Here is an 11,750-nt window from a genome sequence, read left to right on the forward strand (position 1 = left end):
CCCCGGACAGCGGGGACTTGATGGGCGCGGGGCGGCGGCGAAGGCTTGGGGAGGGGCGGCGGGCGGCGTCAGCCCTTGAGGCCGCCGGCGGTCAGACCGCCCATGATGTTGCGCTGGAAGACCAGGAAGACGATCAGCGTCGGGAGGGAGGCGATGGTGAGCGCGGCGATGAGGACGTTCACCGGGACGCCGTTGGAGAGCGAGTAGATGCCCACGTTCAGGGTCTGCTTCGCCGGGTCGGGCAGGGTCAGCATCGGCCAGAGGAAGTCCTTCCAGACGCCGACGACCGCGAAGATCGAGACGACGCCGAGGATCGGCCGGGAGATCGGCAGGACGATCGACCACAGGATCCGCGTCGGGCTCGCCCCGTCCATCGACGCCGCGTCGAGGAGCTCCTTGGGGATCGAGTCGAAGAAGCGCTTCAGCAGGAAGATGTTGAAGGCGTTGGTCACGGACGGCAGCCAGATCGCCCACGGGGTGTTCAGCAGGTTCCGCTCGACGACCGGCACGTCCAGCACGGTGAGGTACTGCGGGACGACGAGGACGGTCGCCGGGATCATCAGCGTCGCGAGCATCATGCCGAGGATCGCCTTGCCGAGCACCGGCCGCAGCTTGGACAGCGAGTACGCCGCCGCCACGTCGAGGACCAGCTGGAAGAGGAGCGCGCCGAAGGCGTAGTAGAAGGTGTTGAACAGGAGGGTGGACAGGTCCATGACCTCCCAGGCCCGGCTGTAGTTCTCCGGCGTGAAGCTCTCCGGCACCAGCGTCGGCGGGGTCCGGACGACCTCCTGGGTGTCCTTGAAACCGCTGGAGACCAGCCAGTACAGGGGGCCGAGGAAGACCAGGGTGAAGCCGCCGGCGACCAGGCCGAAGGCGCCCCAGTACAGGCGCTTGCCGCGGCGCTTGGCGAGCACGGCCGGCGAGATGAGCGTACGAGTGGACATGCTGTTCTCCCGGTCCTACTCTTCCTCGGCGCGGCTGAGCTTGACGTACGCCGCCGAGAAGCCGGCGAGCAGTACGAGCAGGAGCAGGCCGAGGGCCGCCGCGGCACCGTAGTTGTTGAAGTTGAAGGCGTACTGGTAGATGAGGTAGACGACCGTGGTCGTCGACCCCTCCGGCCCGGCGCCGCCGGTGAGCAGGAACGGTTCCACGAAGACCTGCATGGTCGCGATGATCTGCATCAGGAGCATCAGCGAGAGGATCAGTCGCGTCTGCGGGATCGTCACGTGCCAGATCTTGCGGAGGAGGCCGGCGCCGTCGAGTTCGGCCGCCTCGTACAGCTCGCCCGGGATGCCCTGGAGCGCGGCGAGGTAGATCAGGGTGGCGCCGCCCATGTTCATCCACGTCGAGGCGAGGACGAGGGAGAACATCGCGATGTCCGCGTCCTGGAGCCACTGCTGCTCGGGCAGGTGGAGCAGGCCGAGCAGTTCGTTGAGCAGGCCGTACCCGGGGTCGTACAGGTACTGGAAGAGCAGGACGGCCGCGACCGGCGGCAGCATCACGGGCAGGTAGACGAGGAGCCGCAGGTACCCCTTGCCGTGCCGGAACTCGTTGATCGTGATCGCCAGGACGAAGGGGACGGCGAATCCGAGCACGAGGGCGAGCGCGGTGTACCAGAGGGTGTTGCCCCAGGCCTGCCAGAAGGCCGGGTCGTCGAAGACGGTGCGGAAGTTGTCCAGTCCGACCCAGACGGACTCGCCGCTCTCGGTCTTCTGGAAGGCCAGGAGGAACTCCCTGACCATCGGGTACCAGGAGAACACGGCGAAGCACAGGACGGCACCGATGAGGAACGAGTGGGCCGTCAGGTTGCGCCGCAGGCTCTTGGCGAAGCCGCCGCCGGGGGCGGCGGGGCCCTCGGGGCGGGGCGGGGAGAGGCGGGGACGCCCCGCCTTGCTCGGGGTCAGGCTGGGGGCCGACATGGGTGCTCCTCGGTACGGGACCTGCGTGTCTGCGGGGAGGGCCGGGCGGGGCGGGCGGCGCGTGTCGCCCGCCCCGCCCGGTTCCGTCACTGGTGGGCCAGGACCTGGTTGACCTGCGTCTCCGCGGTCGCGAGGAGCTTGTCGATGTCGGCGTCCTCGTTGGTGAGGATCCCCGACATCACGTTGTCGAGGACCTTGTAGACCTCCTGTGCCTTCGGCGGTTCGGCCTTGCCGGGGACGGGGTTGTCCATGAAGGCCTTGAAGTTGGCGACCGGCATGGTGGCGTTCGCCAGGCGGGCGGCGTCGTCCTCGGTCTTGGACCCGTTCAGCCAGAAGTTGGGCTGCGGGATGCCGACCGGGAGGTTGTCGGCCTTGGTGCGGGCCCAGTCGAACTGGCCCTTGCCGACGGTGAGGTTCTTGAAGTTGAGCCAGGCGACGGCGGCCTTGATCTTGTCGGGCGAGATGCCCTTCTTGATCATGTAGTTGTTGCCGCCGGCCAGCGTGTTCCTGCCGCCGGGGATCGGGCCCATGCCGAAGTTCTCGTACTTCGCGCCCAGCTGCTGGACCATGTACGCGATGTCGTCGGGGGCGGCGAGGAACATGCCCAGCTTGTCGGTGGCGATCTGCTTCTGGAGGTCGCCCCACTTGAGCAGCTGGGTCTTGCCCATGCTGTCGTCCTCCCAGCGCATGGCGTGGAGGTTCTTCGCGACCTGCTTGCCGATCTCGTCGTTGAACGCCGCCTTCTTGCCGCTCGCGTCGACGACGTCGCCGCCGAGGCTGTACATCTGGGCGGTGAAGTGCCAGCCGCCGGTGTTGGCCGCGGAGTACTCGCCGAAGCCGGCCACGCCGTCGCCGAGGGCCGCGATCTTCTTGGCGGCGGCGCGGACCTCCTCCCAGGTGCGCGGCGGGGCGTCGGGGTCCAGGCCCGCGTCCTTGAAGAGCTTGCGGTTGACGAGCAGGCCCATCGTGTAGTTGCTGGTGGGCAGGCCGTACAGCTTGCCGTCCTGCTTGAGGGAGCCGAGGACGTTCGGGTCGATGTCCTTCAGCGCCGGCACCGTCTTGTCGTTGACGTAGGCGCTGATGTCGGCGGCGCCGTCCTCGGACAGGACCTGCGGCAGGTCGGTGAAGTACGTGTAGAACACGTCGGGCTGCGACTTGGCCTTCAGCATCGCGGTGAACCGCGGCGGCTCCAGGCACTGCCCCGGCGTCGAACGCCCCTCGATCGTGACGTTCGGATACGTCTTGTTGAACTCGGCGACGTCCTCCTTCCACTCCTTCAGCTCGGCCGCCTTCGCCGCCGGCGGCATGCAGTCGATCGTGATCGACACCTTCGTCTTCGGGTCCAGCGGGGCCGAGGCGTCGGACGGGGCGGTCTGCTGCGAAGTACCGCCACCGTCGTCGTCGCTGCTGCTCGTGCCGCAGGCGGCGAGCGCGGTCAGCGTCATCGCGGAGACGAGGGCGACCGCGCTGGCGCGGCGGGTACGGCGGAGCCTGGCACTTCTCATCGAGTGGTCCCCTTCGGGCAAGTACGTGGAGGTCGCCCCGCCGAAGGCCGGCGACCTGTCCGGTGGGGCGCGGCACACTCAACCACCCCCAACAAGTGAACGCAAGATATCGCGCTCATTTCGTAATTGCTCGACAATCGATGCTCCAGCCGGGACTCTTGTCGACCCTGAGGGCACCACGGCCGCAAGCAGCCCCCGCGAAGCCGCCGAGGCTTGCGCGATGCCCCGGCGGGCCTGAAGACCCCCTCCCCCTTCCCATCCTTACGTGTGCAAATTTTGCATGATCTCTTCGAGTTTTTACATGAAGGCGTCAGGCGCGGCCCGCGGCCTTCTGGCTGCGGCGGGACAGGGAGTCGACGACCACCGCGGCGAGCAGCACCGCACCCGTGATCATGAACTGAATGGCGTTGCTGACGCCCATGATGTTCATGCCGGACTGGATGGAGCCGATGACGAGCGCGCCGAGCAGCGCGGACCAGACCGAACCGCGCCCCCCGAAGAGACTCGTCCCGCCGATGACGGCGGCGGCGATCACGTTCATGAGGAGGTTGCCGCCCCCCGAGGTCTGGCTGGCGGACTGGATCTGGCCGGCGAGGAAGAGGCCGCCGACGGCCGCCATGGTCCCCGCGATCGTGAAGACGCTCATCCGGACGAACGCCACGCTGATGCCGGCCCGTCGCGCTCCCTCGATGTTGCCGCCGACCGCGAAGATCTGCCGCCCGTAACGGGTGCGCCGGAGCACGAAGTCGAGGACCACCAGCAGGACCAGGAAGATCAGCAGCGCCAGCGGGAGCCCCTGGTACCGGTTGAGGATGTACGCGGCGGCGAAGGCGATCGCCGCGATGACGACCGTCCGCAGCACGATCTCGGCGACCGGGCGGTACGGCACCCGCGCGGCCCGCCTGCGCCGGGCGTCGAGCAGCGAGGCCAGCAGGAAGAGCCCCACGCCCACCGCCGCCGCCGCGTAGGCCGCGACCGGGCTCTCGAAGATCGTGGAGTAGAGCTCGGCGACGACGCTCTCGCTGGGGATGTTGACCGTGCCGCTGGTGCCGAGCACCTGGAGCATCAGCCCGTTCCAGGCGAGGTTGCCCGCGAGCGTGACGACGAAGGCGGGCACGCCGACCTTGGCGAAGAAGAAGCCGTGGAGGAGCCCGACCGCCGCTCCCCCGGCGACGGCGACGAGCAGCGCCAGCCACTGGTTCATGCCGTTGATGACGTTGAGGACCGCGAAGATCGCCGCGCACAGTCCGCTGACGGAGCCGACGGAGAGGTCGATCTCGCCGAGCAGGAGGACGAAGACGATGCCGACGGCGATCATGCCGGTGCCGACGATCTGCTGGCTGAGGTCGGACAGGTTCTGCGCGGAGAGGAAGGCGCTGTCCAGACTGCCGAAGACCGTCCAGATGACGACGACGGCGATGACGACGGGCAGCGAACCGAGTTCGCCGGCGCGCAGCTTGCGGCGGAACTCGCCCACGTATCCCCGGAAGCCCTCCTCGCGGACGATCAGCCGGCTGTCGACGGCGGGCACCGCCTCCGGGGCCGTCCGCTGGGCGGCGGCGTCGCCCGGCTCGGGCGTACGGTCCTTGTCCCCGGCGCGGGTCATGACGACTCCTCCCCGCGTGCCTCCCGGCCCTCCCGTTCCTCGCGTTTGCGGGCCTGGCGCCGGGTGACGGCGCTGTCGGTGGCTCCGGTGATCGCGGAGATGATCTCCTCGGTGGTGGTGGAGCGCTTGTCGAAGAAACCGTTGTTGCGGCCGAGGCGCAGCACCGCGATCCGGTCGGCGACCGCCATCACGTCCACCATGTTGTGGCTGATCAGGATGGTGCCGAGCCCGTGCTCGCGGAGCCGTTCGACGAGGTCGAGGACCTCGGCGGTCTGTTCCACGCCCAGCGCCGCGGTGGGCTCGTCCAGGATGACGATCCTGGGGTCGCCGATGAGCGAGCGGGCGATCGCCACGGTCTGCCGCTGGCCGCCGGAGAGCGACGCGACCGGGATGCGCACCGACGGGATCCGGATGGAGAGCGTGTCGAGCAGTTCGCGGGAACGCCGCTCCATGCGGACCTCGTCGAGCACGCCGAACCGGCGCAGCTCCCGGCCGAGGAAGAGGTTGCCGACGACGTCGAGGTTGTCGCAGAGCGCGAGGTCCTGGTAGACGGTCGCGATGCCGAGGCTCTGGGCGTCGTGGGGCCGGTGGATGGAGACCGGCCGGCCCTGCCACGCGATGACGCCGTCGTCGGGCGGACTCACCCCCGCGATCGCCTTGACGGCGGTCGACTTGCCGGCGCCGTTGTCGCCGACCAGGGCGACCACCTCACCGGCGTGGACCTCCAGGTCGAAGTCCGACAGGGCCTGGACCGCGCCGAACCTCTTGGACACCCCCCGCAGGCTGAGCACCGGTGTCTCCGTCACCGTCCACCACCGCCTCCTCGGCGGGAGCGCGCGTCAGGGACGTGTCACTCCAGTCCGGCTTCCTTGCAGGCGTCGGCGTAGGCCGGGGTGCAGATCTCGTCGACCGTGTACAGCCCGTCCTTGACGACCGTGTCCTTGATGTTGTCCTTGTCCACCACGACCGGCGTCAGCAGCGTGGCCGGGACCTTCTGGCCGCTGCCGCTGGTGACGGTGACCGGGGTCAGGTCGTCGGGCAGCTCCTTGCCCTCGGCGAGGTCGACGGCCATCGTGGCGGCGATGTCGGCCTCCGGCTTGTACGGCTTCTCGACCGTGATGGTCTGGGTGCCGAGCAGGATCCGCTGGATGGCGTCGAGCTGGGCGTCCTGGCCGGTCAGCGGCACGTTCATGCCGGCGGCCTTGAGGGCGGTCGCGATGCCGGCGGCGAGTCCGTCGTTGGCCGAGTAGACCCCGACGATCTTGTCCTTGCCGAGCGCGCTGATGGCGCCGGACATCTGCTGGTTGGCGTTGTTCGGGTCCCAGTTGGGGGTGTCGTACTCCTTGCCGATCTTCACCTTGCCGTCGAGGACGGAGTGGGCGCCCGCCTTGAACTCGGCGGCGTTCGGGTCGGTGGGCGAACCGTTGTGCATCACGATCTCGCCGCTCTCCGCCTTGTCGCCGAGCGCTTCGAGCAGCGCCCTGCCCTGCAGCTCGCCGACCTTGCGGTTGTCGTACGAGACGTAGGCGTCGACCGGGCCCTGGGCGAGTCGGTCGTAGGCGACGACCTTCACCCCGGCCTTGTTCGCCTTCTCCACGGAGGACTGGATCGACTTGGCGTCCACGGCGTCCAGGATGAGCACCTGGTCGCCCTTGGCGAGGGCGGTGTTGACCTGCTGCTGCTGGGTGGTCGCGCTCTCCGCCGCGTTGTAGTAGTCGATCTGCGCGTCCGGGGCGAGTTCCTTGATCTTCTGCTCGATGTAGGGGCGGTCGAACTTCTCGTACCGCGTGGTCTTGCTCTCCGGCAGCAGCAGTCCGATCTTGATGTCCTGCTTCGCCTGGCCCGGCGACGTGCCGGTCGCCGTCGCCACCACGCCCATCGACAGGGCCACGGTCGAGGCCACCGCTATCGCGCCTCGCAGTGTACGGGTCATGGGAGGCTCCTTTCGCGCGCCCTCGACCCGCCCCCGCGACCTGCGCGACCGCGGGGGCGTGAGCGCACCTTCGGCCTATCTCTCGACATTAGACCCAACCCGCGGCCGGGACCTCCCGAGCCCCGGCGGCCCGCCCCGCCGCTGCCGGGGCGGGCCGCCGGATCCGGTCTCTTGGGGCCAGGATCCGGGAGACGGGATCCGAGAGACCGGATCCCGAAAGGGGGTGGCCCTCCCCGCGGCGGAAGGCCACCCCCTCATGCCTCAGTCACGCGTCGCGGCTACGGCGTCACCTTCAGCAGCCTGTTCGCCGTCCCGGAGGACGGGTTCTTGATCGCGCCTTCGGTGGCGCCGCCGGTCAGCGCGGCGGCGACCTCGGACGGCGTCGCCGACGGGTGGCCCGCCAGGTACAGGGCGGCGGCACCGGCGACGTGCGGGCTGGCCATCGAGGTGCCCGAGATGGTCTTGACGCCGGTGTCGCTGTCGTTCCAGGCCGAGGTGATCTCCGAGCCGGGGGCGTACAGGTCGATCACGGAGCCGAAGTTCGAGAACTCCGACTGCTCGTCGTCCTTGGTGCTGGACGCCACGGTGAGCGCCTCGGGCACCCGGGAGGGGGAGCCCTGCCCGGCGTCGGAGGTCTCGTTGCCGGCCGCGACCGCGAAGGTCACGCCGGAGGCGACGGCGCGCTCGACGGCCGCGTCGAGGGCCTCGTCGGCGCCGCCGCCGAGGCTCATGTTGGCGACCGAGGGGCCCGAGTGGTGCCGGGTGACCCAGTCGATGCCGGCCACGACCTGCTCCGTGGTGCCGGAGCCGTTGTCGTCGAGGACGCGGACCGCCACGATTTTGGCCTTCTTGGCGACGCCGTGGGCGGTGCCGGCGACGGTGCCCGCGACGTGGGTGCCGTGGCCGTTGCCGTCGTCGGCGGTCTCGTCGTTGTCGACGGCGTCGAAGCCGTGGCTCGCCCGGCCTCCGAAGTCCCGGTGCGAGATCCGGACGCCGGTGTCGATGACGTACGCGGTCACGCCCTCGCCGCCGGCGTCGGGGTACGTGTACTTCTCGTCGGCGGCCGTCTCGGCCTGGTCGATCCGGTCCAGGCCCCAGGACGGGGGCTTCTCCTGCGTCTCGTTGATGGTGAAGCGCTTGTTCTGCACGACCGTACCGACGGCCGGGTCGGCGGCGAGGCGCTTGGCCTCGTCGACGGTCAGGCCGGACGCGGAGAAGCCGTTGACCTCCGAGCCGTAGGAGCGCTGGAGGGTGCCGCCGTACTTCTTCGCGAGCTCCGCCTTGTTCGCGGACGCGTCGAGGATGACGACGAAGCTGCCGGCGACGGCGCCCGGGGCGCCGAGGCCGTGCACGGTCCCTTCGGCCGGGGCGGCCGCCCCGGCGAGACCGCTCGCGAAGAGCGCGGAAGCGGTCGCGGCGGCCACGCCTGTGGCTATGGCCGCGTTGCGAAGACCGTGGGATCGCTTGTGAGTTGCCATGGAAGGGGATCTCTCCTCGTGTTGACGTGTGGGGCGTCAAACGTTCGAGAGAACCCTGTGCGGCTTGGCAGGAGCAAATCAAGTCCGAACCCTGGGTACGGGGTTATTCAACAAGGTTTCTTAAAACTCCCTCCGCACCACCTCCACCTCGCGCACGCCCCCTCTCGAACTCCCCCTTGGAACACACACGTTCACCTGGTCACGTCCTCCTCCGGGTCGCTACCCTTCCTTCACATCGAGCACACAGCAGGGGGACCACCGTGCGCCACCGCCTCGCCTCCGCCGCCGCACCCCCGCGCCTCGGCTCCGCCGCCGCACCCCCGCGCCTCGGCTCCGCGCTCGCCCTCCTGCGCCGGTACGCGGACGGGCACCGGGTCACGGAACGGGCCCGGTCCGGGGTGGCCCGCCTGGCGGGGCTGAACGCCTCCGAACAAGCCCGCTTCGACCGGCTGATCCGGGAAGCGGGCATCGAGGTCGACGCCGGAGGCACGACGCCAGGGACCAAGGCCCCCACGCCCCGGGAGCGCGGGACCCAGACCCCCACACCCCGGGCGCGCGGGACCCGGACCCCCGGGCCCCGGGCGCGCGAGGCAGCCCCGGCGCCCGCCGGCCGCCCCGCCGATCCCGTCGCCCTCGACCTCGCGCACGCCCTCGAAGCGGCCCGGCACGTCCTGGAGGAGGACCGGAGGACCGGCAGGCCGGACACGCGGCTCCTCGGCGCGGCGGCAGAGGTCGGGCTGAGCGTCCTCCTGCGCGGCGGACCCGCCCGCATGCACGTCGAGCCGGACGCCGAGGAGCTCGCGGCCCTCCCGCGCGACGACCTCCGCCGCCGGGCGTACGAGTGCCTCGTCCTGCACAACCAGGGGCTCTCCCGCGCCTGCGCCAAGGAGTTCGCCGGCCGGGGCCTGGAGGACGAGGACCTCCTCCAGCACGGCATGCTCGGGGTGATGCGGGCCGCGCGGAGGTTCGACCCCGCACGGGGCTTCAGGTTCTCCTCGGTCGCCTGGCCGTGGGTTCGGCACAGCATGGAACGGGGCGTCACCGGCGAGGGCACCGCCATCCGGATCCCCGCGCACATGCACGAGCGGATGCGGAAGGTCGCCCGCGCCGAGCGCGACCTCCAGCGCGCCGGACGGCCGCGCGGCGTCGCGGACGTCGCCGTCGCGGCGGACCTGTCGGTGCGTCAGGTGGAGGAAGTGCGCAGGATCAGCCGCGTCACCGACTCGCTCGACCGCGAGGTCGGGGACGGGGCGAACCTCGGCGATCTGATCGGCGCCCGCCGGGCCACCCCCTCAGTGGTGGAGGACGTCCTCGCCCGGCTGGACGCGGAGCGACTCGCCGCGCTCCTCGCCCGGCTGACGGAGCGCGAGGCCCTCGTGGTCCGGCGCCGGGCCGGGGTGTTCGGGGAGCAGGAGGCGACGCTGGACGAGATCGGCAAGGACCTCGGCCTCACCCGGGAGAGGATCCGCCAGATCGAGGGCGTGGCCCGCGCCAAGCTGCTCGGGTTCGTACGGGGCCCCCGGACCGGGGAGCCGGCGAAGCCCGCCCGCGCGGCACGCCCGAAGCGCACGCCCCGCCCATCGCCCCCGAAGGACACGCCCCGGCCCACCCCTCCGCAGCCGCCCGTCCCGGCCCCCCGCACCGGCCGGCCGGCGGACGGCACGACGACCCGCACCCAGCCGCCCCGCCCCCGGCCGAAGGCGGCCCTGCGGAGCACGGCCCCCTCGGTGCCCCCGCTCCTCCCCCCGCCGCCCCGCCCCGCGCCCCGGCGGCGCGCCCCCGTCCCCCGGCCCGCCTGGGTGTACGAGGGCGCGCCGGTGCTCCTCCTCGACGGAAGCCGGGTCCACGTGGTCCAGGTCGACGAGGAGAACTCCCGGGTCTGGTGGAGCAGTTCGATGAGATCGGGCCCACGGCACGCAGCGGGCTTCCACGTCCTGCGGCCCGCGCCCGGCGCCTCCTCCTGAGTGCCGGGGGACCGACTGCGCCTTCGGACGCGGCGCCCGTGAGCCGAGGCCGTCCGGGACGCCCCGCCGCCACGGCTGCCGGAGGGTCACCCGGACGCCCCCGGCTCACGGGCCCGGACGGCGAGCGGGGCGACGCCGCCGTCCGCGGCCAGGCCGGCGAGGAGGCGCAGCCCGTCCTCGGAAGGGCCGGCGGGGGCCGCCCACAGCACGAGCAGTTCCGTGCCCGGCACTTCCGGGAGGGCGAAGTTCTCCTGGTGGAATTCGAGCGGTCCCACCAGCGGGTGCCGGTACGTCTTGCGGGCGCGCACGTCCGCCCGGGCCCAGAGGCGGCGGCTGCTCGCCCTGGAGTCGACCGAGCCGATCGCCTTCCGGCGGCAGAACTCCGGCGGCTACGACCTGCCCTCGCCGCGGCTGGAGACCGGGCTGGACCCCGAAGGCCGCCAGGGCTTCGGGCTCCCCGTGCGCGGCTGACCGCCCGGGGCGGGGACGTACCGCTCAGGCGTCGCCCGGCGCGCCGCCCGCGGCGTCGGCCAGGATCAGCCGGCCGGTCTCGCGGGCCAGCACCGTGCGGGCCTCCTCGTCGAGGGCGCCGTCCGAGACGAAGTAGTCGATCTCGGAGAGCGCGGCGAAGCGGCTGAGGCCCACCACGCCCCACTTGCTGTGGTCCGCGACCACGGCGAGGCGCGCGGCGGACTCGATCAGGGCGCGGTTGGTCTGCGCCTCGGCGAGGTTCGGGGAGGTGACGCCCGCCCGCTCGGACACCCCGTGGGCCCCCATGATCAGGAGGTCCACCTGGAGCGAGCGGATCGCCTGGTCGGCCAGCGGCCCCACCAGGGCGGCCGACCTCGTCGGGGCGCCGCCGGTGAGGAGCACGGCGGGGGCGCCCGCGTCCGGCTCGTCGGCGAAGCCGCGCAGCAGCTCGGCGACGGGCAGCGAGTTGGTGACGACGGTGAGGCCGGGGACGTACCGCAGCCGGGCCGCCACCGCGAAGGCGGTCGTGCCGCCGGAGACGGCCACGACGCTGCCCGGCTTCACGAGGGCGGCCGCCGCCCCGGCCACCGCGGCCTTGGCCGTGGACTCCAGGCCGGCCTTGGCCTCGAAGCCGGGTTCCTCGCCGGTGGTGGTGACGGTGGTGGCGACGGCCCCTCCGTGCACCTTCTCCAGCGTGCCGGTCCGGGCCAGCGCCTCCAGGTCCCGCCGGACGGTCATGTCCGAGACCCCGAGCCGCTCGACGAGCTGGGTCACCCGCACGGCGCCGTCACGGCGCAGGAGGTCGAGGATCACCGCTCGCCGCTGCAGCGCCAGCACCGGGCCCTCCGCCTCCGTGTCGTCCGTCTCGTGGGGG

General features: G+C 71.5%; 10 protein-coding genes and 1 pseudogene. 2 read left to right on the top strand and 9 right to left on the bottom strand.

Annotated elements, in window-relative coordinates:
• Positions 1-68: 68 nt before the first annotated feature.
• The 7 genes from ACFW6A_RS21235 to ACFW6A_RS21265 form a co-directional block, all read right to left on the bottom strand.
• Positions 69-944 carry a carbohydrate ABC transporter permease gene (locus ACFW6A_RS21235; protein ID WP_351857028.1) on the bottom strand — a complete coding sequence of 292 codons (876 nt, stop codon included), beginning with the start codon at positions 942-944 and terminating at the stop codon, positions 69-71.
• A 15-nt stretch (positions 945-959) separates the two neighbouring features.
• Entirely contained in the window at positions 960-1,919 is a 960-nt protein-coding gene (locus ACFW6A_RS21240; protein ID WP_351857030.1) for a sugar ABC transporter permease, read from the bottom strand.
• Positions 1,920-2,005: 86 nt separating this feature from the next.
• Positions 2,006-3,424 (bottom strand): extracellular solute-binding protein, encoded by a 1,419-nt coding sequence (locus ACFW6A_RS21245; protein WP_351857032.1) that lies wholly within the window; start codon positions 3,422-3,424, stop codon positions 2,006-2,008.
• Positions 3,425-3,734: 310 nt separating this feature from the next.
• Positions 3,735-5,030, bottom strand: a complete 1,296-nt coding sequence (locus ACFW6A_RS21250) for a sugar ABC transporter permease (RefSeq protein WP_386641995.1) — start codon at positions 5,028-5,030, stop codon at positions 3,735-3,737.
• The gene (locus ACFW6A_RS21255) at positions 5,027-5,836 is read right to left on the bottom strand and encodes an ATP-binding cassette domain-containing protein (RefSeq protein WP_386641998.1); all 810 of its coding nucleotides are present in this window, start codon (positions 5,834-5,836) and stop codon (positions 5,027-5,029) included. The genes ACFW6A_RS21250 and ACFW6A_RS21255 overlap by 4 nt, the downstream gene beginning before the upstream one ends.
• Before the next feature lie 44 nt (positions 5,837-5,880).
• Positions 5,881-6,963 carry a substrate-binding domain-containing protein gene (locus tag ACFW6A_RS21260; RefSeq protein WP_351857038.1) on the bottom strand — a complete coding sequence of 361 codons (1,083 nt, stop codon included), beginning with the start codon at positions 6,961-6,963 and terminating at the stop codon, positions 5,881-5,883.
• Positions 6,964-7,241: 278 nt separating this feature from the next.
• Positions 7,242-8,441 (bottom strand): S8 family serine peptidase, encoded by a 1,200-nt coding sequence (locus tag ACFW6A_RS21265; RefSeq protein ID WP_386642001.1) that lies wholly within the window; start codon positions 8,439-8,441, stop codon positions 7,242-7,244.
• Positions 8,442-8,701: 260 nt separating this feature from the next.
• On the opposite strand from ACFW6A_RS21265, the gene ACFW6A_RS21270 reads away from it, so the two are divergent.
• Positions 8,702-10,405: a sigma-70 family RNA polymerase sigma factor gene (locus tag ACFW6A_RS21270; protein ID WP_386642004.1), complete on the top strand. Its 1,704-nt coding sequence runs from the start codon at positions 8,702-8,704 to the stop codon at positions 10,403-10,405.
• Between the two features lie 86 nt (positions 10,406-10,491).
• Here the strand turns inward: ACFW6A_RS21270 and ACFW6A_RS21275 are convergent.
• Positions 10,492-10,737, bottom strand: a pseudogene (locus tag ACFW6A_RS21275) (XRE family transcriptional regulator); the annotation flags it as partial.
• Between ACFW6A_RS21275 and ACFW6A_RS21280 the strand changes: the two are divergent.
• Positions 10,700-10,876 carry a hypothetical protein gene (locus ACFW6A_RS21280; protein WP_386642007.1) on the top strand — a complete coding sequence of 59 codons (177 nt, stop codon included), beginning with the start codon at positions 10,700-10,702 and terminating at the stop codon, positions 10,874-10,876. The pseudogene ACFW6A_RS21275 and the gene ACFW6A_RS21280 overlap by 38 nt on opposite strands.
• A 24-nt stretch (positions 10,877-10,900) precedes the next feature.
• Here the strand turns inward: ACFW6A_RS21280 and ACFW6A_RS21285 are convergent, their stop codons facing one another.
• The gene (locus tag ACFW6A_RS21285; RefSeq protein ID WP_386642010.1) at positions 10,901-11,713 is read right to left on the bottom strand and encodes a DeoR/GlpR family DNA-binding transcription regulator; all 813 of its coding nucleotides are present in this window, start codon (positions 11,711-11,713) and stop codon (positions 10,901-10,903) included.
• Positions 11,714-11,750 lie beyond the last annotated feature (37 nt).

Origin of the sequence: Streptomyces sp. NPDC058758 (genome assembly GCF_042746075.1) — a bacterium.
Classification (GTDB): domain Bacteria; phylum Actinomycetota; class Actinomycetes; order Streptomycetales; family Streptomycetaceae; genus Streptomyces.